Origin of the sequence: Sulfurospirillum barnesii SES-3, from assembly GCF_000265295.1 — a bacterium.
Classification (GTDB): Bacteria; Campylobacterota; Campylobacteria; order Campylobacterales; family Sulfurospirillaceae; genus Sulfurospirillum; species Sulfurospirillum barnesii.
Map to the genome: position 1 here is coordinate 594,185 of NC_018002.1, position 23,950 is coordinate 618,134.

The following is a 23,950-nucleotide window of genomic DNA, read 5'->3' on the forward strand; positions in this document are numbered from 1 at the left end:
ATTTACATGTGCTTTGACCAAGAAGCCCCTCGCTCTTTTTGGTACAAATCATAAGGGAGAGCTAAAATATTAAACTCCCGAGGAAGTTCCTGCGTCGGGAACATTCTCCACTCTCGTGGAAGCTTTTGTGAAAGCTTCGCTGAGAGCATTTTAGCAATTTGACACCCTTCTTGCATGGTTGTATGCCCTTTGTGAACATACAAATGCAAATGCCCTTCCGTTTTACTTTTAAAAGCTGTAAAGTTAATGAATCCCTCTTCTCGAAGCAAAAGCTGTGCCCTATGCCAAAAGCGTTCGGTATTTCTTCCGTTGTAGTCAAAAACGATATTTTCAACTTTATCAAAACGGTTAATCAATGAGTGAGCAACCGTGATTTTCCCATCGAGGTGGTCTTTGATAATGCTATTATTAAGCGGTTGATTAATACGTTCAAATTTATCGAAAAAGACTCTCCCACCAAAATCAATTTTTTGGACAATGGCGTCACGTTTAATCCAATAATGATCGGTAATCATTTTGATAAGAGAGACATCAATCGTATACATAAATCCCCTTAGTAGGTTGGTCTATCATAAATGATAAAGTGACTTGCCAATGCTTTCATCTCTTCTTTAATCGTTACATGTAACGCTTCATCGTTAATATTATCTAAAACATCTGCAATTTTATTGGCAATAATTTCAAACTCTTTCTCTTTCATACCGCGCGCTGTGAGTGCAGGAGAACCGATACGAACACCGCTGGTGACAAAAGGACTTCTGGTTTCACCTGGAACGGTATTTTTATTCACCGTAATACCTGCACGACTAAGGGCTGCATCGGCATCTTTACCGCTAAACTCTTTGTTAAGGAAGGAAACAAGTACCATGTGATTGTCTGTACCTCCACTTACGATGTCATAGCCACGGCGAATCAGTACATCGGCTAACACTTTTGCATTCGCACGGACTTGTTTTGCATAAGCTTTCCATTCAGGCTTTAAGTTCTCAGCAAAACCAACGGCTTTGGCAGCAATAACATGCACCAATGGACCACCTTGAATTCCTGGGAAAATAGCGCTATTGATTTTTTTAGCAATCTCTTCATCGTTCGTTAAAATAATACCACCACGAGGACCTCGAAGTGTTTTATGGGTCGTAGAAGCCACCACATGACAATGAGGGAAAGGGCTTGGATGTTCACCACCCGCAACAAGTCCTGCGATGTGTGCAATGTCGGCAAAAAGATACGCACCTACTTCATCGGCAATCTCTCTGAATTTTGCAAAATCAAGCTCTCTGGCATAAGCACTTGCACCACAAACAATCATTTTTGGTTTTACAATATGTGCAATTTCTCTTACTTTATCATAATTAATGCGACCATCAAGTTCAACACCATAAAAAAAGCTTGAGTAGGTTTTACCAGAACTGCTCACTTTTGAACCGTGCGTTAAGTGACCACCATGGCTTAAATCCATTCCTAAAATTTTATCAAAAGGGTTTAACAGCGCTTGATAAACGCCCTGATTAGCTTGGCTTCCTGAATTGGGTTGCACATTGGCATAAGTACATCCAAAAAGCTGGCATACTCTATCAATGGCAAGTTGTTCAACAGCATCAGCAAATTCACATCCACCGTAGTAGCGTTTAGCAGGGTATCCCTCAGCATATTTATTGGTAAACACACTACCCATCGCTTCCATAACAGCAGGGTAAGTAAAGTTTTCACTGGCAATCATCTCAAGGTGATCGCATTGGCGCTCTAACTCTTTTTGCGTTAAATCATAAATAATAGGGTCAACGTTTTTTAAAATACTCATTTTGATTCCTCATCTTTTTGTGTTTGTTCATCGGTGTCATTGAGTGGCTTCATGGCTGGAAAAAGAATAACATCTTTAATGGATGCTTCATTCGTGAGTAGCATCGTAAGCCTATCAATGCCTAAACCTTGTCCCGCTGTTGGCGGTAAGCCATAACCAAGTGCGTGAACATAGTCTTCATCCATTTCGTGGGCTTCATCATCCCCTGCATTTTTGGCTTGTAACTGTTTTGCAAATCGTTCGTATTGATCAATAGGATCATTAAGTTCGTTAAATCCATTGGCGATTTCTCGCCCTGCAATAAAGAGCTCAAAACGCTCAGCAATATTAGGATTACTTTCACTTCTTCGTGCCAATGGGCTAATTTCAATGGGATAATCAATAATAAACGTTGGATCAATGAGTTTTTCTTCAACAAAGAGATCAAACAGTTCTTCATAGAGTTTACCCAATGTCAATTTAGATTCAACGCTAAATCCTTGACTTTGAATATACGCAATAATTTTTTGGCAATCCTCTAAAATTTCATCGGGGATGCCTCCAATTTCACTAAGGGCCGCTCTAAAAGCGATTTTGCGGAATGGTTTTGAAAAATCAATCTCCATTTCGCCATAAGGAAGCTTACGTGGAAGTTTGAGCTTTTTTAAGAGCACATCAAACATCTCTTCGGTTAAACGCATCAAATCATGATAGTTGTGGTATGCCCAATAAAATTCAATCATCGTAAATTCGGGGTTATGGGTTTGATCCATCCCTTCGTTTCTAAAGTTACGGTTGATTTCAAAAACCGCTTCAAAACCACCAACAACAAGACGTTTGAGATAAAGCTCAGGTGCAATTCTAAGGTAACGATCAATACCTAAGGCATTATGATGGGTGACAAAAGGTTTAGCATTAGCTCCCCCTGCAATAGGATGCATCATTGGGGTTTCAACTTCTAAAAAGTCACGCTCTTCAAAAAAGTGGCGGATTTCACTGACAATTTTACTTCTGATCTTAAAGGTTTTGCGAACATCTGCGTTCATAATCATATCAAGATAGCGTTTGCGGTATCTAAGCTCTTTATCTTGCAATCCGTGAAATTTTTCAGGCAGAGGAATAATAGATTTTGTTGCGACCTCCATGACCTTTACATGTAAAGAGAGTTCACCCGTTTTTGTAACAAAAGGAAAGCCTGTTACACTGATAATATCACCCACTTCAACCAGTTTTTTTGCTTCATCAAACCATGCTTCACCAATGGATTCACGGCTAAAATAGATTTGCACAACACCGTGTTCGTCTTCGATTTTTGCAAAAGCAGCTTTGCCCATATGGCGCAAAAATTTGATACGACCTACAATGGTATTGCTTTTATGTTCATCACGCTTTAATTCACTCTCAATCACATACGCATAACACTCCAAAAACTCTTTTGTGCTGGTATCTTTTGTAATGTTGTGTCGATAAGGATTGCGGCCTAATGCATGGAGCGCTTTTCCTTTTTCGATGCGTTGCTGTTGGTATTGGTCTTGAAATATCAAAATAGTATCCTCTTTTCCTAATGGTTGCTGTTTTCTTTGGAACATCTTTCACACAATCCACGTAATTGCATTAAATGACTGGTGATGTGAAAATTATGTACTTTTGCAATGTCCATTTGCAATTGTTCAATTTTTTCATTTTGAAACTCAATAATGAGCCCACAACTTTTACAAATCATATGATCATGGTGGGGTTTATTGGCTAACTCAAATTTTTTGCCTGCCACACCAAAAGAGATTGACGTGACCATATGAGACTCTTCCAAAAGATTGAGTGTGCGGTAGACCGTTGCAATACCAATATTCAGTTCAGGGTATTTCGTCTTAAGATAAATATAAAGATCCTCAGGCGTAAAATGCTCATTTTGTTCGTACAGTGTTTTTAAAATCACTTCACGTTGTTTGGTAAACTTAAGTTTGTTTTGTTTTAATAACTCTTTAAACGTTGAGAGTAAGGCAGTGTATTCGATGTTTTCAAATTTACTCATGATGATTGCCCCTTTTTAAGGATTTATTTTCTCTTTGGCTTGAATGCTCTCCAACATGGTATTCGCATCAAGTTTGACAATAGTCTGTCCCGCTTCCAAAAAGAGTGGGAACATCATACTCTGTGTTACATAAGGTTCAATACGTGATTTGATAAATTCAATATTATTTAAAGCTACAGCTAAGACAGAAAAGACAAGAAAGATTTTGATGCTTCCTACCGCAAAACCTGCTAATTTATCAATAGCCCCAAGACCACTTAGATTAATAATGTGCGAAACAAGGTATCCTAAAAAAAGTGCGCTAACCCAAAAAAGAATAAGCACAGCGATAAAACCAAAAAGGTATAAGGATGCTTTATTGCTAAACGCAAACAGATGTGCATGAATGAGCTCTCCTGCTTCTGCTGCATAGCGTGATGCAAAATAAATACCACCCACAATGCCAAAAAGTCCAAAGACCTCTTTGACAAAACCATTAAGAATGCCCTTGATTCCTAAGATAAGGATTAACGCCAACGAAATAATATCGAACATGGAAACAGGTGTCATTTACGAAGCACTCCTAAAACAATTTTTACCATTTCTTTTTGCCTCATAGAGTGCAGTATCGGCTTTCTCTAATATCTCATCAGCACTGATGTTGGATACATGGGAACAAATACCTGCGCTGAGTGTAAGGTGAATATCATGGTTTTTGTATAACAGCTTACTATCACTGGTCTCTTTTAAAATGCGCTCAACAATGTGTATCGCCTCTTCTTTGGAAGTTCGATTCAAAATAACCACAAACTCTTCACCCCCATAGCGATAAATACGGGTTCCTCGTCTTAAAGAGTTTTGAATAAGCTTGGAGAGGAAAATCAGTGTTTTGTCGCCTGCAATATGACCAAAAGAGTCGTTAATCTGTTTAAAATCATCTGCATCAAACATGACAAGATGCATATCAAGCTCTTTATCTTTTCCTGATTGGAGTACCTCTTCCAAATCTTTCATTAAAACTCTTCGGTTGTGTGTTTTGGTTAAAGGGTCAATATTGGATTCTCGCTCCAAACGCTCCACTTCTAGTTTAAGAGAGGAGATGGTTTCATCAGCAGCTTGAAGTTCTTGAAAAATTTTACCTTGAAAGTTCATAAAGGCTTCAAACACATGATCCGTATCAATGCGGTTATAATCTTTCTTGATAGCATCAATATTAATAGCCGTTTCATCGGAGATAGATTTGAGCGTATCGTTGGTTTTGACAAACTCCTCAAGTCCTTTTTTGACTAAGCCTAAGCATGTCTCACCGACGGTTTCTTCTTGGGGTGCCGTGGAAAAAAGGTAAGCATTTTTTTTAGAGAGTTCAAGAATCTCACTGTGTCCATTTTGTTCAAGAATTTCCAAGAACATATCATGGTAATATTTTGGATAAGGTGGAATTTCTAAGAGGTGAAGCTTTGTAAATGTCTCGTCTGCAATTTGAAAAACAAGTTGTGAAATATGATTGCTATGATTCATGGCTACCTAATTATGTGATAATTTTTGATAGATTATAACGTGCATAAGCTGTAATCTTTGTAAAACACTCTGTTTATATACCCATATTATTTAAAAGTTCCTGTGGTTGTGTGGAATAGCGAATAGCATCTTCTTTACTAATCAGATTGGCTCTTAAATACCGCATCATGGATTGTGTTTGGGTTATCATGCCTGTTTTTTGTTGGTTGAGTTGCATTTGTGAATAAATTTGGTGCATTTTATTTTCACGAATAAGATTGGCAATGGGCGCATTGTTAATCATAATCTCATGTACTGCAACCCTGCCACCGCCAATTTTAGGAAGCAAACTTTGGGAAATGACAGCGTACAATGACGTGGCAAGCATGGTTCGTACCTGAACTTGTTCTGCACCCTCAAAGCTATCAACAATACGATTAATGGTTTGTACCGCAGAGTTGGTATGTAAGGTTCCCATGACCAAGTGACCCGTTTCTGCCGCTGTAATTGCGGTGCTAATGGTTTCTTGATCGCGCATTTCACCCACAAGAATGACATCAGGGTCTTCTCTCAATGAAAATTTCAACGCACGTGCAAAGCTTTTGGTATCTTCTCCCACATTACGATGAGAAAAAAGTGCTTTTTTATTGGTATGAATAAACTCAACAGGGTCTTCAATGGTAATAATATGGCGATGTTCATACAGATTAATTTCATTCAGAAGAGCCGCTAGGGTTGTTGATTTTCCACTTCCTGTAGGTCCAGTGACTAATATCAGCCCTTTTTCACGCATAATAATATCTTTAAAAATCGCAGGAGTATTGAGATCATCTAAGGATGGAATATCAATGGGAATAATTCTAAAAGCAGCTGCTAATTCTGTGTTAATAGTGTAATAGTAGTTCGCACGAAAACGACCAATATCAGGAAACATGATAGCAAAATCAAGCTCCTTTTCCTCTTCAAGCTTCTTTTTTTGTTTATCACTAATGAGGGTATAACACATCTCTTCGATTGTATTCCCATCTAGTTTATCCATATCCAGAGGTACTAATTTCCCATCAATACGAATTTGAGGTTCACTACGGCTTACCAGATGCAAATCAGAGGCTTTGTACGCCACCACATTTTTGAGCAGAGCTTTGATATTGATGGAAGCCATAGGTGTCCCTTCTTGTTTAAGTTATAGTTATAAATTATTCAATAATTTTTGGAACAACAAAAAAACCGTTTTCATGGTGTGGTGCATGTGCTAAAATAGTTTCGATGATTTTAGGATTGACATGTGCTTCATCGTCTCGAAACGGCGTTCCTCCACTGAGCGTTGTAAAGGTTATCTCTTCAGCGTTTAAATCAAGTTCATTAAGGTTTTCAACAAAAGAGACAATTTCACTTAATTGCTGAATAACACCCTCTCTTTTTTCATCACTAATTTTTAATGAGGAGAGTTTTTCAAGTTTTATCAGTAATGTATTATCAATTTTCACCGTTGTCATCCTTAAATATTTTTAAAATTTGATTATAGCAAATTCTCTTTTGTTGGATACTGAAACAATCAGAACGTGCCATATAATCTTTTTATATTTCTTGTGATAAACTTTGTCACATTTTAAAAAAACTGCATAAGGATAGGGCTTGGGACTTAAAGAAAATATTCAGGTGGTTAAGCAAGAAATTAGCACCGAAGAGCAATTCCTTGAGGGAATGATTAAAGGGGAGCGTTTCTTTAAGAAGAATAAAAACTATATTTTTTCTGCACTCGCACTGATTGTTTTAGGCGCAGGTGGGTATAGTATTAACAGTATTATGATTGATCAGAAACTCAAAGCTTCCAATGAAGCCTATGCCATATTTTTAAAGGATGCAAATAATCTTGCAGCTTTAGAAACACTCAAGGACAAAAATCCAAAATTGTACATGATGTTTCTTTTTGAAGAAGCATTAAAAAAAGGGGATGTGGAAGCATTAAAAAAAGTAGCACTTTCTCAGGAAGACGCCATTGTGTCAGACCTTGCGACATATCAGCTTTCCCAAATGGATGGGAATACAACAGCGCAGGGTGCTTTACTCTCTGGGATGGTGTTTTTACATGAGGGATATGCGTTATTAAAAGAGAATAAGGTAGATGAGGCGAGGCTAAAATTTGCTCAAATTGATGTAAATTCACCCCTTAAACAGATTGCAAAAAATTTAGAACACTATCAAGGCTTAAAATAATGAGATACGCAAAGATTGTTTTTTCACTTTTGACTTTATTGTTGGTTGTCAGTGGCTGTGGTACAAAACGCCAATACTTTGAACCTGAATCTGTTTCGGGAAAGCTAAGTTATGATGGTTCCTTGCCAGCATCTATTATGGACGCAGGCAGAGATGGCGCTACTTTGGAAAACGGACAAGTGCTTACCTCAAAAGGACTTTCATCGGTTACCTTGCCCAAAGAGTATGTTTTTCTAGGTGAAAACAACGGTCGTTATATTGCAAGCTCACAATGTGGGGCATTGTTGGTTATGGATGCACATCAAAAAGTATTGTTTAAAAAAGAGTGTGGAACCGCTGTGGCATCGGCTTCATTGAAGGGTAATTTATTGGCGATGGTACTTGGTTCTAATGAACTTTTGTTGGTTGATATGAGTGATGGAAAAGAGTTAATGCATCTGACGCAAGATAATGTATTTGCCCTCGATTCTCGTATTGCAGCACCTTATTTTTTAGGGGATTTGATTATTTTCCCAACTTTAGATGGTAAATTGTTGATTGTGGACGAGCAAAGCAGAAAGCCTATTCGTGATGTTGTGGTCAGCAATGAAAAGTTTTTTGGCAACATTATTTATCTTCAAGTTTTGGGGGATCGTTTGGTCGCAGCCACTAAAAGCAAAGTGGTCTCTATTAGCCCAAAATCGATTAACTTTTTAGAAGCAGAAGTGAGAGATGTAATTGTGCTTAAAAATCGTATTTTTGTCTTTACAAAAGATGGCAAAGTGATGCTAACCGATGCGGATTTAAAAGTGCTCAAAGATCGTAAATTTACGTTTGCTACGTTTGCTGGAACCATTCATGGAGATTTTATTTATATGATTGAAAAAGGTGGTTACGTCATTGCAACCGATATTGACTTAGTATCGACCAATGTGTATAAGCTTCCTGATGCCATTGAGAGCAATCTTTTTACAACTGAAGATACACTCTATTATAAAAACCGTTTTTTCAAATTAGACCGTAAACAGTAATTGGATTTTGGGTGCCATGAAAGAGATGTTAGAACGCATATGTCATAAGCAGGTCGTTTTTACATCTCTGGAAAGCATAGCCCCAAAAGTTTTAAAAAGCCGTAAAAAGCTTGCTATTTTCAGCGGTGTTGATAGAAAATCGTTCTATCACGCCATCTTTCAATGCGAGCAAAAAAGTCGATTTATCTCTCAACATGCAGATGAACTACTTCATCTTTATGCTGCTTTGACGTTACATGTAAATCATAATTATAAGCACAAGCATCTGCTTTTAAAAGCTCCATTATGCTCAAAAGCAGGAGCATTGCTTAAAGAAAAAGGGTGGATTATTTACAATGACATTGTGTGATATTGGAAATTCTAATGCTGATTTTTATCAGGATGGAAAAGTATGGACACTTTCTCATAAGGAATTTTATGCATTTACACCGCAAGAAAAAGTCTATTATATTTGTGTGAATGATGCGTTGAAGGAAAAACTTGAGCATAAAGCGCAGTTTATTGATTTGGAACCTTATTTTGAGTTTGACACCATTTATCAGGGGATGGGTGTGGATAGAATGGCCGCATGCTATACCATTGAAGACGGGTTAATTGTCGATGCGGGTAGCGCCATTACGGTGGATATTATGTCAGGGGGCATGCATTTAGGGGGATTTATTCTTCCTGGATTAAGTGCTTATGAAAAAGCCTATGCTTCCATATCCCCCCGTCTTAATTTAAGTATTAACCCTAGTATTGCGTTAGATGCTTTGCCTCAAAGAACCCACGATGCCATTTCGTATGGGGTTATAAAATCTATTGTAACGCTCTTAGAAGTTACATGTAAAGATAAACGTATTTTTTTTACAGGTGGCGATGGAAAGTTTTTTTCTAAATTTTTGAATCATTCTATTTTTGATAGAACATTGATTTTCAGAGGTATGCTGAAAGTTATTAAAAATGCACATTTACAATAAAGGAACGAGATGTTAACAGTAGCCTTGCCAAAGGGTAGAATTGCAGAAGAGACCTTAGAGATTTTTGAACAAATTTTTGGAACCACATTTCGTTTTGATGATCGCAAACTCATTTTAGAAGCCGATGGTTTTCGTTTTTTATTGGTACGAAATCAAGATGTTCCTGCGTATGTATTGCATCAATCAGCGGATATTGGTGTCGTTGGTTTGGATGTGTTAGAAGAAAAAGATGAAGATTTACTACGTTTATTGGATTTGGGCATTGGTAAATGTAAGGTGTGCGTGGGCATTCAAGAGGGAAAAGAGATTGATTACAGTGCGCCTGAGCTTAAGGTTGCGACAAAAATGACCCATATCGCACAAAAATATTTTTCTAAAAAAGCCATGGCTGTTGAGATTATTAAGTTGTACGGTTCCATTGAATTAGCTCCTCTTGTAGGACTGTCTGATGTGATTGTGGACATTGTTGAAACAGGAAGTACCATGAAACAAAATGGGCTCAAAGTGGTAGAGACGATTTTGGAATCCTCAGCATACTTGATTGCAAATAAAAACAGTTTTATTGAAAAAAAAGAAGAAATTACCTCTTTATATCATCAAATCCATACCGTGATTCAATCCAAAGCTAAGCAAAAAGCGTAAGCTTGCCAACTCTTTTCAAACTATTTTTTTAGGTTTGTAAAGAGTTTTGAGCCCAATTTTTTACCCAATGTAAGCATCAACTCTTCTTCTGAGGCTTGATAAATGGCTTCAAATGTCCCAAAGTAACTTAAAAGTTTTTTAATGCTAGCGTCTCCAATACCTCCCATACTCTGAAGTGTTAAGGCTAAATCTTTGCTCTGTTTTTTACTCTGATGGTAACGAATGGCAAAACGGTGGGCTTCATCTCTAAGTCTTTGCAAAAATTGTAAACGCTTATCGTGAGGGGGGAGGGCAAGCGACTGCTCTTTGGCATACAAAAGGTCGTGAGCGCTTCCTTTGGCACGGTGTGCTTTAGCATCGACTTTCTCTTTGGCAATGGCTAGAACATCCAGATGCACGCCCGCTTTTTCCAACAGAGTTTCTGCAAGTTTTCGTAACGTTTCTCCTCCATCTAGCACCCACAAATCAGGAGGTGGCTCTTTGGAAAAATCTGCAATACGGCGCTCTAACATCTCTTTCATTTGTGCGTACTCATCACGATAATGCAAGGCATAACGGCGGTAGCTTGATTTGCTAAATCCCTCATCCCAAACCACCATCGCACCCACAGGAGCAACCCCGCCTAAATGAGAATTGTCAAACACTTCGATACGTTTTGGAAGAGAATGAAGGGTAAAAAGGGATTGGAGTTGCTCAAGAAGTGTGGTACTGTTTTTTGTACGCTGTTGCATTAAAATCGCTTTTGCATTTTCCCGTGCTAAAGCAGTCAAATGCTCTTTTTCACCTCGTTTTGGCACACTAATAGATATTTTCATACCAAATTTTTCACTTAAAAAGGAGCGCATTGCGTCTGCTTCATTAAAAAAATCTGCCAGTAAAATGTTTTGTGCAAACGTTTGATGCATAGGGTTATAAAACTCAAATAAAGCTCGCTGATAGAGCTCTTCTTTATCAAACCCATAGGCATTATGCATCATCGAGTGTGAGGTGGAGACAATTTTTCCATGACGAATAAATAGACGCATGATGACTGCTGTTTTTTCCATCATTTCAACTGCAAAAACATCATAATCTTCCAAGTTTAAAAGCTCCACATGCGTTACATGTAAAGATTCTTTGATGGCACGCATGGTATCTCGAAGTTTGGCTGCTTCTTCAAAATTGAGTTTTAAAGATGCCTCTTCCATCTTTACATGTAAAAGAGAAATAAGCTTTTTTTGGTCATTCAAAACTTCTAGTGCTTGATGGACAATTTTTGCATACGAAGCAGTGTCGATTTTGCCTTCACAGGGAGCAAGGCAACGTTCAATTTGAAAGAATAAACAGGCTTTTTTCCCTTTTAAACACCCCTTTTTTTGTACCAAAGGAAAGGTGAGATAAAGTGCATCTAAGAGTGCTTTGGCAGAACCTGAAAGCGGGCCAAAGTATTTGATGTTTTTATCATTGATGATTTTGCGTGTGATTTCAAAGCGAGGGAAAGGCTCCGCAAGGTTAATGGCAATATAAGGATAGGTTTTATCGTCACGTAGTAAAATATTGTATTTGGGTTTGAGTTGTTTGATTAGTGAGTTTTCTAAAATTAACGCATCGTGTTCGCTTTGAACCACAATAAACTCAACACGTTCCACCTCGCTAATCATCTTTGCAATACGAGACGAAAGCAAAGGGGATGCTCTAAGCTCACCTGAAAAACGGAAGTAGCTCTTCACACGGTTTTTAATATTTTTAGCTTTTCCCACATATAAAAGCATGCCTGAGGCATTAAAAAATTGATAAATCCCCGCATTTTCTGGGGCATTTTTGAGGGTATTGGTTAGCATGACGTTTTGGTTTGGATGGTAGCTTTAATCGCTTCAAAGAGTGCTTGCAGTTTGGGGTCATCACAGTGTGGCTCAAACGTTCCAGATGCTTGTTCTGGGTAAAAAATTTCTGATGAACTACCTAAAATAAGGGATTCTTCTTCACTTTTTTGGTTGGAGACAAAGGCTTGAATCTCGCTTACATGTAAACATGCACACTCAGGAAAATGGTGGTTTATTTCCTTTAATAGACTCTTTATTAAATTACGTTTATAATTAAACTCCATTTTGGCGCAGGGATGATTGAGTACAAAAAAAAGTGTTTCATTTTTGGTGTACACAAAACGAATCATACTTGTGAAACTTTTGGGTAACACACTGAGCAATCTGTTATAACAGCGCACCTGCTCATATTTTTTCATAGAAGGTTGTTGTACGAGATGAGAAATTATACTTTTAGAATCTTTCATGTGATTATTATAGCATGTTTGGGTTTTGCTCTGTTTGGATGTGGGTACAAAGGTCCTCCTGTTTATAAAGATAGCAATACAACAACACCCTCTAAGAAATCTTCTTATTAAAATGAAAACCTCTTACGATGTGCTGATTATTGGCACAGGTATTGCAGGATTGAGTGCAGCATTAGCCTTACCAAAAACCTTAAATGTTCTCTTGATTGCTAAAGATTACGCATGGGAGTGCAATACATTTTATGCCCAAGGTGGGGTGGCGGTTGCAAAAGATGATGCAGATATTGCCTTACATGTAAAGGACACCCTAGAAGCTGGCGCAGGGCATTGCAATGCAGAAGCGGTGAATGTTTTATGTGCCGAGGGACCTCGTGCAATTTCAAAACTGATTGATAGCGGATTTGAATTTGATAAAGATGCCTCAGGTCAGTTACTCTATACCAAAGAAGCAGCGCACAGCACGAACCGTATTTTGCATGCGGGTGGGGATGCAACGGGTCGGTATATTCACCTCTTTTTAATGCAACAACTCCCTTTTCCCATTCTCTATAACACGCAAGTGACAGACCTCTTAATCAAAGAAGGTGAATGTTTTGGTGCCCGTGTTTTTCACAACGATAAAATTTTCAATTTGTATGCTAAAAAAGTAATCATTGCCAGTGGTGGTGTGGGCTCATTGTACGAATACCATACCAATGCACGTACTATTAGTGCGGATATGCAAGGCATTTGCTTAAGTCATGGTATTCAACTGGATGATATGGAAATGATGCAGTTTCACCCTACGGTATTTGTGCTAGGCAAAAGTGTTCGCAAGCAACTCTTAAGTGAGTCTTTGCGAGGGGAGGGGGCCATGATTGTGGATGAGGATGGTAAGCGTTTTGTTTTTGAATACGACAAACGTGGAGAACTTGCCCCTCGTGATGTGGTCAGTCGGGCAATCTTTGGGCATAAACAAAAAACAGGCAAAAATGTTTTTTTAGATTTAAGCGCTTTTTCACCCGAGCATTTTAAAGAGCGTTTTCCAAGTATCTATTTTAATATGCAAAATATGGGTTATGATGTCCCTGCACAAAGAGTACCCATCTCTCCAGCCTTTCACTATTCTATGGGGGGTATTAAAACAAATTTGCACGCAGAAGTTTTACATGTAAAAGATTTGTATGCTATAGGAGAGTGTGCGCACACAGGTGTGCATGGTGCAAATAGGTTGGCCAGTAACTCGTTGCTTGAGGGATTGGTTTTTGCCTTACGTGTTGCGCATGCGGTGGAGATTAGCATAGATAATGCAAAAGAGGTTTGTTTATTTAGTGAAGAAGAACATGCATTAATGCAAGAGAACGATAAGACATTAAAAAATGAGTTGCGTGATTTGATGTGGTGTTATGCGGGTATACTTCGAAATAAAGAGGGGTTGGGAAAAGCATACGAACGTGTTGAGGCAATGTTGAAATTGCCCATTGGAAGATTACTCACATTAAGATTGTTGGTTTCAAAAGAGATCATAACCAGTGCTCTAAGACGTAAAAAATCTTTAGGTGCACATTATTTATCAGAAAGGAAAATGTAGATGCGAATTGTCTTGCTTTTACTAGCATTCATGAATACCATTTGGGCATCCAGTGGGGAAGATTTAACAACAACATGGGTTGGAATACTCTGTCTTATTGTCTTTATTGTCGGCTATTATGCGGTGGCAACGGAGGAAAATTATCATATCAATAAAGCTAAACCCGCCTTGTTTATGGGTACGTTTATTTTTATTCTGATAGGTATCTATAATTTTATCAATGGTATTGACCCAACTGCATTAACGCACAGTGTGGATCATCTTATTTTTGAAATTGCAGAGATTTTCTTTTTCTTATTTGTTGCAATGACGTACATTGAGGTTTTAATTGAACGACAAGTCTTTGACAAACTCAAATACAATTTGGTATCCAAAGGCTACAGTTATAAAAAGCTGTTTTGGCTAACAGGTATTTTAGCCTTCTTTATTAGCCCCGTGGCAGACAACTTGACAACGGCGCTTATTTTATCAACGGTTTTAATTACCATCGAAAAAGAGAATAAAAACTTTTTGGTTCCAGGGGCGATTAACATTGTGGTTGCTGCCAATGCAGGGGGTGCATGGAGCCCTTTTGGTGATATTACAACTTTAATGGCATGGATGTCTGGTAAAGGACACTTTCTTGACTTCTTTGCTCTTTTCCCTGCTTCATTTATTGGATGGCTTGTCACTGCATGGCTTTTATCTTTGTTTGTCCCTTCGGATAAACCTCATTTCAATGCCTCAACGGAGCCTAAAGTCTCTATATTGATGGGTGGGAAAATGGTGATTGCCTTAGGTATTGTCACCATTATGTCAGCGGTTTTATGCCAACAACTCTTTAAATTGCCTCCAATGTGGGGAATGCTTTTTGGTTTATCTTTGTTGAAATTGTACAGTTATCGTTTAAAACGTAAACGAGGGCAAGAGCTCAATACCTTTAAAATGATTGGTAAAATTGAGCACGATACTCTGCTTTTCTTTTTTGGTATTTTAGCAGCGGTGGGAGGGCTTCATTTTTTAGGGTACCTCGATTTAGCTGTAAAATTGTATGATAGCGCAGGACCAATAGCTGTTAATATTGGTGTTGGCTTCTTATCCGCTATTGTCGATAATGTACCTGTGATGAGTGCCGTGCTTAAAGCAAATCCTACGATGGGATTAGACCAATGGCTTTTAGTCACATTAACCGCAGGAATTGGAGGCAGTCTAATTAGCTTTGGTTCCGCCGCAGGGGTTGGTGTTATGGGAAAACTAAGAGGAATTTATACTTTTGGTTCTCATATGAAATACGCATGGACCGTGCTTGTGGGCTATATGCTTTCATTGGTCATTTGGTACGTGCAGTTTGAAATACTCGGTTTATATTAATAAAGGAAATAAATGAAAGAAGTCCCTATTTTAGTTTTAGATTTTGGTTCACAATACACTCAGTTGATTGCACGTAAGCTTCGTGAAAGCGGTGTTTACTGTGAAATCGTCCCTTATAATGAAAAAATTGAAGATATTCAAAAACGAAATCCTAAAGGAATTATTTTAAGTGGTGGTCCAGCCTCGGTGTATGCAAAAGATTCGTATCATCCTGATGAAAAAGTCTATGAACTAGGTCTTCCAATGCTGGGTATTTGTTATGGGATGCAACTTTTAACCCAACATTTTGGGGGAAGTGTTATCCCTGCAACGCATCAAGAATATGGTAAGGCAGAACTTAAGTTTGAGAGTGATCATAAAATTTTTAAAGACACGACATGTGGTCAAATTGTTTGGATGAGCCATGGGGATAGAGTAGAAAAGCTACCTACAGGTTTTGAAAAAATTGGCTTTAGTGAGAATTCTCCGTATGCTGCCATTGCCGATGAAAAACGTAATATGTACGCGTTTCAATTTCACCCAGAAGTCTATCACTCTGAGCAAGGAAGTAAGCTTCTGAAAAATTTTGCAAAGCATATTTGTGGCTGTGAAAGTACATGGAATATGGGTTCCTTTGCTAAAGAGCAAATTGCAAAAATCAGAGAAAGAGTGGGTGATAAAAAAGTGTTGTGTGGTGTGAGTGGAGGTGTTGATAGCTCGGTTGTTGCAACGCTTTTAGCCGAAGCCATTGGCGATAAACTCGTCTCTGTGTTTGTAGACAATGGACTCCTACGTGCCAATGAGAGAGAACAAGTGGAAGCGATGTTTAAAAGCCGTAATGTTCCATTGATTACGGTCGATGCCAGTGAGAAATTTTTAAGCCGTTTGGCAGGGGTGAGTGACCCTGAGAAAAAACGTAAAATTATTGGTGAAACATTTATTGAAGTGTTTGATGAAGAGGCGAAAAAACATAATGGCATTCAGTTCTTAGCGCAAGGAACACTCTACACCGATGTTATTGAATCGGTTTCGGTCAAAGGCCCTTCTAAAACCATTAAGTCACACCATAACGTGGGTGGTCTTCCTGATTGGATGAGCTTTGAGCTCATTGAGCCATTGCGTGAAATTTTTAAAGATGAGGTTAGAATCTTAGGCGCAGAACTGGGTCTTCCCAAAGATATGTTAAGTCGCCATCCATTTCCAGGACCTGGTCTTGCGATTCGTATTATGGGCGAAGTAACCAAAGAAGATTTAGTTTTACTAAGAGCTGCGGATGTTATTATGCTTGAAGAGCTTAGAGCAACAGGGTATTATGAAAAAACATGGCAAGCTTTTACCGTGCTTCTTAATGTCAAAAGTGTCGGCGTGATGGGTGATAACCGAACGTATGATAATACGATTTGTGTGAGAATCGTGGATGCAACCGATGGTATGACTGCAACCTTTGCGCACATTCCTCATACGATTTTAGAAAACATTAGTCGACGTATTATTAATGAAGTAAGTGGCATTAATCGTGTGGTGTATGACATCTCTTCAAAGCCACCTGCAACAATCGAATGGGAATAAAATCTGCTCCTATCTACCTCTTTAGCGACCAATCGCATGAAGGGGTAGAGCATTTGCCTCTATTTGAAATCGTTTTTACCTCCTCATCCCCTAGGCTTGAAGAGGTTGATGCGATTATTTTTACCTCCAAAAATAGTGTCAAAGCACTTGAACTGTGTGGCGTATATTGGCAAGATAAAGCGTGTTATGCCATAGGGGAGGGAACAGCTGCTGCCATACGTGCCTGCGGCGGCAATCTTCTCTTTACATGTAAACACTCCTATGGTGATCTTTTTGCGCACGAACTGATTCCTTTATTGAAAGATAAACGTGTTTTTTTCCCACGTGCCAAAGAGGTTATTTCGCCTTTATTTGAAATTTTACACTCAGCAGGTGTCACTATTTTTCAAGAAATTATGTATGAAACACTCTGTAGACACTATGCCCCTGTTTATGCACCTGCTAAAAATGCTATTCTTATCTTCACATCTCCCTCAACAGTCCATTGCTTTTTAAAGAATTTTTCATGGGATGAGAGTTATCGTACTATCGTGATTGGTACAAAAACAGCAGCGGTTTTACCCTTACATGTAAAACCTATCATTGCCGAAGTGCAAACGATAGCGCATTGCGTTGCATTGGCAAAAGCTCTTTAGAAGCTAAATTTATTTATAATTTAAGAACACTAGTCATGTAAATGCCTGGGTGACGCGATAACCGTTTTCATGAGGGTCCAACAATTAGTATACGTGGAATTTCGTACATTTTTGGTGTGCCTGTGGTTTCGTTTGAACTTTGGTAAAAAGTGAGAGATTGCAGCCTAAAGAAAAGGTCAATTCCCAGAAGTTGGCTTATTAGGGCCGCTTCAATCTCGGAACGCTCACTTGGGTTTTACATGTAAAGATTTTTTGGGAGAGAACATTGATGAAAGTAATGGTTGTTGGAAATGGTGGTAGAGAGTATTCTATAGGCTTAGCCCTAAAAAAAGACCCAAATGTCAGTGAACTCTTTTTTGCGCCAGGAAATGGGGCTACACCACAACTAGGACACAATGTTACATGTAAAGATTATGAAGCATTAGCAGATTTTGCAAAAGAAAATAAGATTGACTTAACCATTGTAGGTCCAGAAACGGCTTTGGTTGAGGGTATTGTTGATATTTTTAAAGCCAAAGGTTTGGTGATCTTTGGTGCTTCAAAAGCAGCCGCACGTTTAGAGGGTTCAAAAATTTTTATGAAAAATTTTCTCTCACGCTATGCCATTCCAACTGCAAAATTTATTGAAACCAGTGATGCTCAAAAAGCCAATCAGTTTATCGACACGCTAGAACTTCCTATTGTGGTCAAAGCTGATGGTTTGTGCGCAGGAAAAGGTGTGATTATTGCGACAAGCAAAGAAGAAGCCAAAGAAGCAGTCGCTGATATGCTCAGTGGTAAAAGTTTTGGCGATGCAGGTTTAGGCGTGGTTGTTGAAGAGTTTTTGGATGGGTATGAACTTTCATTGTTTGTGGTCTGTGATGGAGAAGATTATAAAATTCTTCCTGCTGCTCAAGATCACAAACGTCTAAAAGATAAGGATATAGGACCTAATACTGGAGGCATGGGAGCATACGCACCAACGCCACTTATTGATGATGTGCTGTATAAAAAAGTAGAAGAGCGTGTGGTAAAGCCAACGCTTATGGGGATGAAACAAGAGGGTGCCCCTTTTGAAGGTGTTTTATTTATTGGTCTGATGATTGTGAAAAACGAACCCATTGTTTTAGAGTATAACGTACGTTTTGGTGACCCTGAGTGTGAAATTTTAATGCCTCTTTTAAAAACACCAGCCAGTGAGCTTTTTTACAAAGCCGCTACAGGTGACTTGAAAAATTTAAACATTGAATTTTATACTCAATATGCGATTGCTGTAGTGATGGCAAGTGAGAATTATCCTTATGGAAACTCAAAGCCTGCTGAGATTATTATCGATAAGAATATTCATGAAGGTTTAGATAATACGCATATTTCTTATGCGGGTGTCAGCCTTGAGGATGGGAAACTTTATGCTACAGGAGGCAGGGTGCTTTTGTGCGTAGGAATGGGTGATAGTATTAAAGAAGCCAGAGAAAGAGCCTATTTGCTGTGTGGACAAGTGCATTTTGTGGGAAAACAATTTAGAAGTGATATTGCATATCAGGCACTTAAACATGACAAATGAAGAGCTGATTGAGAAGTTTGAACGTGAAAATATCACGTTAGCACCCCTCTCAAAGCGTGGGTTTGCCTATGCTATTGATGAGATTTTAATTTCAGTTTTATTTGCCTTTATTTACCTTGACCAAATGCCTGAAAATACAACTACCGAAGAGATGATAGGAATCATCAATGGTCTTTTTGGGTATGTTGTGCTTTTAAAAATTTCATATCAAACATTTTTTATTTGGATGTATGGAGCGACTTTGGGGCGTATTGCTATGAAAATTAGAGTCATCTCAACCAGTGATTTAGAAAAGCCTACCTTCTTCTTATCGTTGAGTCGTGCATCGTTTCGAATTATCAGTGAGTCTATTTTTTATTTAGGTTTTGTATGGGCTATTTTAAATCCAAAAAGAGAAACATGGCATGATAAAGTTGCAAATACGTTGGTGGTCAATGCGAATTAAATTTTTAATCCTTTTCATGCTCTGCTTGGGGAATTTGTATGCACAAGAACCTGCGCAAGATGTTGAAGTCTTAGCGCAAAACGTCACCAAAAATGGCACACTGGTTCATGCCGTAGGTAATGTGGTTTTATATAGCCCAAAATATTTAATTACGGCAGATGAAGCTTATTATGATTATGAGAGTGGCGATTTGGAACTTTTTGGCAATATTACAATGCTTGAGGGCTTAGAATATGCCTCCAGAAGTGGTCATTCAAAGCTTAACTTGAACACCGATAAAGGGATTGCAAATCCTCTTTTCTTTTTCGATGAGGGTTCTAATGTATGGATTAAATGTGAAAATGCTATCTTAAATCCTGACACCTATATAACGGAAAAATCCATCGTCTCAAGCTGTAATACGCAAGACCCTGATTGGAAGATCTCCTTTACCTCAGGGGAATTTAATAAAGAGAGCAAATGGTTGCATATCTATAATCCTGTTTTTTACGCCAGCGATGTTCCCGTTCTTTATTTACCCTATTTTGCATTTTCAACCGATACAAAACGTCGTACAGGGCTCTTACCTCCAGAAATTGGTGTGGGGGGATCTGAGGGTTTTTATTACATGCAGCCTATCTATTTTGCACCTGAAGATAATTGGGATTTAGAGTTTCGACCACAAATGCGAACAGAACGTGGTGAGGGAATTCATGCAACCTATCGTTTTGTGGATTCGCCTTACTCTTCAGGTGAAATTACCACAGGTTATTTTAAAGAACACAGTAAGTATGCAAAAGAAGAAAAATTAAGCAACGATGCCCATTATGGCTTACGTGTTGCGTACGATAGAAGTGCACTGCTGAGTACAAAATACAGTGGTATTGAAGATGGATTATGGATAGATGTAAATTATCTCAATGATATAGACTATTACAACACCCTTGATTCTGATTCAAGTGCCTCAACCAAATTAGTGACTTCTCGTATGAATTATTACATTAAAAAAGATGAAGATTATTTTGGAATTTATGCAAAAAATTATATTGATACGTATGCTAAAGCTGTAAAAGGTACAAATGATGGAACATTGCAAGAACTACCAACACTTCATTATCACCATTTTTCAAATCCATTCTTATTAGATAACCTTTTTTATTCGGTAGATTATAAAGCAAAAAATTATACCCGCCAAGAGGGTATTACAGCTTTTCAAAATGAAGTTCGAACACCTGTGAGTCTTTACTTCTCTGTATTGGAAGATTATTTACATGTAAATATTTCTGAGAATGTCTATATGACACAGGTCTCCTACGGCAATGATTCTGACAATGGAAGTTCGGGGCAATATTTTAACAACTATCATACGATTTCTGCTTATACAGATCTTTCAAGAGGATTTGATGACTTTTTTCACACCATGCATATTGGAGTAGAACACACCGTTCCTAGTTATGACAAGAAAAATGGAACATGGGATTACACTGTAGATCCTACTAGTGATAATCCCCTTATCCCTTTAGAATTTGAAGAAAAAAATACAGCATTTAAATTTAGACAGTTTTTCTATGATATGGAAGGTGAGAAAAAACTAAGCCATGCCATTAAACAAGCCTATTATTACGATAGAGAGGACAAATACGGTGATATAGAAAATGATATAAAGTATTACCTATCCGATCGTTTTTATATAGGCAATACTATTAATTATTCCCATACCTTTCACCATCTTTCACGGAATCAAATTTCATTGAATTATAAAGATGCACTCTATGCAAGTACGATGCGTTACACTTATGTCGATAAATCGTATGAAAAAAACAGTGAAGATAAAGATTATAGTTATGTCACCTTTAGTGCGGAAACACACTATTTTGAGAATGTTGACCTCTTTGCAACCATTAATTATGATATAGAAGAGGACATTTTTAAATCATGGAGCTTTGGTATTAAGAAAATGAAAAAATGCTGGGATTATTCATTGGTGTATAGAGATGTAACCAATCCAAAACAAACCAGTTCAGGAGCTGATTCTACGAATAAAAAAGGTCTTATGTTGATGTTTACACTCTATCCGATGGGGAGTATGAATTACGAATTCTTTAAACAAGAGAGCGAGCAAAAGTTATAAATAAATTGAGCTAAAAACGAAGGAGTTAAAGCAGTGGAATATAAAATTAATGTGAACAATCAAGAAGAGATTTACGATTTAGGGAAGGTGGCAAAACAAGCAGCAGGGGCTGCGCTTTTAAAAATAAAAAATACGGTTATTTTAGCAACGGTTTCACGTGATGATAACCAAGTAGCTGAGAATTTTGTACCTTTAACCGTTCAGTATGTTGAAAAAAGCTATGCGGTTGGAAAGATTCCTGGTGGGTATATTAAAAGAGAGACCAAACCAAGTGATTTTGAAACGCTGACTTCACGTGTTATTGATAGAAGTTTACGACCGCTTTTTCCTAAAGGGTATGCGTATCCTACACAAATTACAGTATTTGTTTTAAGTTGTGATTCTGAAGTTGATTTGCAAGTTGCAGCACTCAATACGGCAAGTGCAGCATTATATCTTTCGGATATTCCTGTGAATAAAGCCGTTGCAGGTGTTCGCATAGGATATATTGATGGAAAGTATGTTGTCAATCCTGCTAATTCAGCGTTAAAACAGAGTACACTTGATTTGTATGTAGCAGGAACCAAAGAAGAGCTTTTAATGATAGAAATGCGCTCTATCGCTTCAATGGAATCTATGAGTTTACCTGTTATGGCAATTGACCCAATGCTTGATCCTACTTTGGCTGAAAATGTTATGTTAAAGCAAGGAATTAATGAATTTGATGAAGATGCTATTTTACTAGCGATTGATAAAGCGCAAAGTGCGATCACTGAGGCTACCCGTGCTTACGAGGCTACGTTTGCGCCTCTTAAAAAAGAAGATGCCATTTTAGATTACAAAGCAGATTTGGTAAACGAATCTATTGCCACGTATATCGAAGAATTTTATAAAGAAGATGTTTATAATGCTATTAATCAGATGGCTAAAAGTGAGCGTGCTAGCGAGTTAAATAAGATTGTTAGCAATATTCTTAAAGATGATGTTGCTGTGTTAGAAGCGTGGGATAAAGCACTTGTAGAGAGTGTTATTCATGCGTATAAGAAAAAAATAGTCCGTGAGATGATTATTGAAAAAGGGGTAAGAGCAGACGGTAGAAAACTCAATGAAGTAAGGCCTATTAGCATTGAAACCAATCTTTTACCGCTGGCTCATGGTTCATGCTTGTTTACACGGGGTCAAACACAAGCATTGGTTATTACGACATTAGGGAATGACAAAGATGCTCAAATGTACGATTTATTAACTGAAAAAGGTATTGCAAGTGATACTTTTATGGTCAACTATAACTTCCCAGGGTTTTCTGTGGGTGAAGCATCGCCACTTCGTGCACCAGGTCGTAGAGAATTAGGGCATGGAAATCTTGCACGACGTGCTTTAGAACCCGTTCTAGACATGAATCGCTTGCAAACCATCCGTTTGGTTTCAGAAATTTTAGAATCCAATGGTTCTTCTTCAATGGCAACCATTTGTGGTGGTGCATTGGCATTGAAAGCAGCAGGGGTAGAGGTTGAAAAATTGGTTGCGGGTATTGCCATGGGACTCGTCTTTGAAGGAGATAAACACGCTGTTTTAAGTGATATTATGGGGCTTGAAGACCATGATGGTGATATGGATTTTAAAGTTGCAGGAACCAAAGATGGTATTACCGCACTTCAAATGGACATAAAGCTCGGTGGAATATCTCGTGATGTACTTAAAGAAGCGCTCTATCAAGCCAAAGAGGGTAGAGAACATATTCTTTCTATCATGGAAAAAGCAAGTGAAGAGATTGTTGTCAATAATGCAGTGCTTCCAAAACTAGAGCTTTTTAGTGTTGACCCTTCTAAAATTGTAGATATTATCGGTCAAGCTGGAAAAACGATTAAAGAGATTATTGAGAAGTTTGAAGTTTCAATTGATTTGGATCGTGAAAAAGGTGAAGTAAAAATTGCAGGGGAGAATAAAGAAAAAGTTGATGCTGCAAAAGAGCATATAATTCATATTACCAATAAACCTTCTTTTGGTGGACGTGGCGGTGGACGAGACCGTGATCGTGACACAAAGCATGGCTTTAAAGAGTCCAAACCCGTACCAACTTTTGTTCAAGATGAAGTGGTTGATGGTGTTGTCAAACGTATTGTTGATTTTGGTGCTTTTATTGAGTTGCCAGGGGGTATTGATGGTCTTTTACATGTCTCCAAAATTGCAGATCACCGTGTAGATAAGGTGAGTGATTATCTAACACTAGAGCAAAATGTACGTGTTAAAATTTTAAAACAAGCAGGAAATAAAATTGAATTAGAGTTGATGCGCTAATTTAAAGGCTTTTTAACAATTTGTTGGATAAAATCTCGCCTACAAAGTGGAAAGTAGGGGTTTTATCCGAACAGACTTTGAAATAAA

General features: G+C 38.1%; 23 protein-coding genes. 13 read left to right on the forward strand and 10 right to left on the reverse strand.

Annotation, left to right across the window (positions count from 1 at the left end; translation table 11 throughout):
• Positions 1 to 2 precede the first annotated feature (2 nt).
• The 8 genes from SULBA_RS03135 to gatC form a co-directional block, all read right to left on the reverse strand.
• Positions 3 to 545 carry a DUF1882 domain-containing protein gene (locus SULBA_RS03135; protein ID WP_014768820.1) on the reverse strand — a complete coding sequence of 181 codons (543 nt, stop codon included), beginning with the start codon at positions 543 to 545 and terminating at the stop codon, positions 3 to 5.
• An 8-nt stretch (positions 546 to 553) separates the two neighbouring features.
• Entirely contained in the window at positions 554 to 1,801 is a 1,248-nt protein-coding gene (locus tag SULBA_RS03140; RefSeq protein ID WP_014768821.1) for a serine hydroxymethyltransferase, read from the reverse strand.
• Entirely contained in the window at positions 1,798 to 3,321 is a 1,524-nt protein-coding gene (lysS, locus tag SULBA_RS03145) for a lysine--tRNA ligase (protein WP_172634079.1), read from the reverse strand. Before lysS ends, SULBA_RS03140 begins: the two co-directional genes overlap by 4 nt.
• Before the next feature lie 20 nt (positions 3,322 to 3,341).
• The gene (locus SULBA_RS03150; protein ID WP_014768823.1) at positions 3,342 to 3,812 is read right to left on the reverse strand and encodes a Fur family transcriptional regulator; all 471 of its coding nucleotides are present in this window, start codon (positions 3,810 to 3,812) and stop codon (positions 3,342 to 3,344) included.
• Positions 3,813 to 3,827: 15 nt separating this feature from the next.
• The gene (locus SULBA_RS03155) at positions 3,828 to 4,361 is read right to left on the reverse strand and encodes a CvpA family protein (protein ID WP_014768824.1); all 534 of its coding nucleotides are present in this window, start codon (positions 4,359 to 4,361) and stop codon (positions 3,828 to 3,830) included.
• Positions 4,362 to 5,309 (reverse strand): GGDEF domain-containing protein, encoded by a 948-nt coding sequence (locus SULBA_RS03160; protein ID WP_014768825.1) that lies wholly within the window; start codon positions 5,307 to 5,309, stop codon positions 4,362 to 4,364.
• Positions 5,310 to 5,382: 73 nt separating this feature from the next.
• Entirely contained in the window at positions 5,383 to 6,450 is a 1,068-nt protein-coding gene (locus tag SULBA_RS03165) for a type IV pilus twitching motility protein PilT (protein ID WP_014768826.1), read from the reverse strand.
• A gap of 34 nt (positions 6,451 to 6,484) precedes the next feature.
• The gene (gene gatC / locus SULBA_RS03170; RefSeq protein WP_014768827.1) at positions 6,485 to 6,775 is read right to left on the reverse strand and encodes an Asp-tRNA(Asn)/Glu-tRNA(Gln) amidotransferase subunit GatC; all 291 of its coding nucleotides are present in this window, start codon (positions 6,773 to 6,775) and stop codon (positions 6,485 to 6,487) included.
• Positions 6,776 to 6,923: 148 nt separating this feature from the next.
• On the opposite strand from gatC, the gene SULBA_RS03175 reads away from it, so the two are divergent.
• The 5 genes from SULBA_RS03175 to hisG are packed head-to-tail and all read left to right on the forward strand — an operon-like array spanning position 6,924 to position 10,116.
• Positions 6,924 to 7,505 (forward strand): hypothetical protein, encoded by a 582-nt coding sequence (locus SULBA_RS03175; protein WP_014768828.1) that lies wholly within the window; start codon positions 6,924 to 6,926, stop codon positions 7,503 to 7,505.
• The gene (locus SULBA_RS03180; protein ID WP_014768829.1) at positions 7,505 to 8,515 is read left to right on the forward strand and encodes a PQQ-binding-like beta-propeller repeat protein; all 1,011 of its coding nucleotides are present in this window, start codon (positions 7,505 to 7,507) and stop codon (positions 8,513 to 8,515) included. The genes SULBA_RS03175 and SULBA_RS03180 overlap by 1 nt, the downstream gene beginning before the upstream one ends.
• Before the next feature lie 25 nt (positions 8,516 to 8,540).
• The gene (locus SULBA_RS03185) at positions 8,541 to 8,864 is read left to right on the forward strand and encodes a hypothetical protein (RefSeq protein ID WP_245391435.1); all 324 of its coding nucleotides are present in this window, start codon (positions 8,541 to 8,543) and stop codon (positions 8,862 to 8,864) included.
• Positions 8,851 to 9,474 (forward strand): type III pantothenate kinase, encoded by a 624-nt coding sequence (locus tag SULBA_RS03190; protein WP_014768831.1) that lies wholly within the window; start codon positions 8,851 to 8,853, stop codon positions 9,472 to 9,474. Before SULBA_RS03185 ends, SULBA_RS03190 begins: the two co-directional genes overlap by 14 nt.
• A 9-nt stretch (positions 9,475 to 9,483) precedes the next feature.
• A complete protein-coding gene (gene hisG, locus SULBA_RS03195; protein WP_014768832.1) occupies positions 9,484 to 10,116 on the forward strand; it encodes an ATP phosphoribosyltransferase in 633 nt (210 codons plus the stop codon).
• 20 nt (positions 10,117 to 10,136) lie between these two features.
• Here the strand turns inward: hisG and uvrC are convergent, their stop codons facing one another.
• Together uvrC and SULBA_RS03205 are read right to left on the reverse strand one after the other, a co-directional pair.
• Positions 10,137 to 11,936 carry an excinuclease ABC subunit UvrC gene (gene uvrC, locus SULBA_RS03200; protein ID WP_014768833.1) on the reverse strand — a complete coding sequence of 600 codons (1,800 nt, stop codon included), beginning with the start codon at positions 11,934 to 11,936 and terminating at the stop codon, positions 10,137 to 10,139.
• Complete coding sequence (locus tag SULBA_RS03205) at positions 11,930 to 12,268, reverse strand: hypothetical protein (protein ID WP_245391436.1); 339 nt, start codon at positions 12,266 to 12,268, stop codon at positions 11,930 to 11,932. Before SULBA_RS03205 ends, uvrC begins: the two co-directional genes overlap by 7 nt.
• Before the next feature lie 229 nt (positions 12,269 to 12,497).
• On the opposite strand from SULBA_RS03205, the gene nadB reads away from it, so the two are divergent.
• From nadB to SULBA_RS03245, 8 genes are all read left to right on the forward strand, one after another.
• Complete coding sequence (gene nadB, locus SULBA_RS03210) at positions 12,498 to 13,955, forward strand: L-aspartate oxidase (protein ID WP_014768835.1); 1,458 nt, start codon at positions 12,498 to 12,500, stop codon at positions 13,953 to 13,955.
• Positions 13,956 to 15,305 carry a sodium:proton antiporter NhaD gene (gene nhaD / locus SULBA_RS03215; RefSeq protein WP_014768836.1) on the forward strand — a complete coding sequence of 450 codons (1,350 nt, stop codon included), beginning with the start codon at positions 13,956 to 13,958 and terminating at the stop codon, positions 15,303 to 15,305.
• A gap of 12 nt (positions 15,306 to 15,317) precedes the next feature.
• Positions 15,318 to 16,853, forward strand: a complete 1,536-nt coding sequence (guaA, locus tag SULBA_RS03220) for a glutamine-hydrolyzing GMP synthase (protein ID WP_014768837.1) — start codon at positions 15,318 to 15,320, stop codon at positions 16,851 to 16,853.
• 53 nt (positions 16,854 to 16,906) lie between these two features.
• On the forward strand, positions 16,907 to 17,488 hold the full coding sequence (locus SULBA_RS03225; RefSeq protein WP_245391437.1) for a uroporphyrinogen-III synthase: 582 nt from the start codon (positions 16,907 to 16,909) through the stop codon (positions 17,486 to 17,488).
• Positions 17,489 to 17,756: 268 nt separating this feature from the next.
• Entirely contained in the window at positions 17,757 to 19,031 is a 1,275-nt protein-coding gene (purD, locus tag SULBA_RS03230; protein WP_014768839.1) for a phosphoribosylamine--glycine ligase, read from the forward strand.
• The gene (locus SULBA_RS03235; RefSeq protein ID WP_014768840.1) at positions 19,021 to 19,476 is read left to right on the forward strand and encodes an RDD family protein; all 456 of its coding nucleotides are present in this window, start codon (positions 19,021 to 19,023) and stop codon (positions 19,474 to 19,476) included. Before purD ends, SULBA_RS03235 begins: the two co-directional genes overlap by 11 nt.
• On the forward strand, positions 19,466 to 21,586 hold the full coding sequence (locus tag SULBA_RS03240) for an LPS-assembly protein LptD (RefSeq protein ID WP_041671782.1): 2,121 nt from the start codon (positions 19,466 to 19,468) through the stop codon (positions 21,584 to 21,586). Before SULBA_RS03235 ends, SULBA_RS03240 begins: the two co-directional genes overlap by 11 nt.
• A 33-nt stretch (positions 21,587 to 21,619) precedes the next feature.
• Positions 21,620 to 23,863: a polyribonucleotide nucleotidyltransferase gene (locus tag SULBA_RS03245; protein WP_014768842.1), complete on the forward strand. Its 2,244-nt coding sequence runs from the start codon at positions 21,620 to 21,622 to the stop codon at positions 23,861 to 23,863.
• Positions 23,864 to 23,950: the final 87 nt, after the last annotated feature.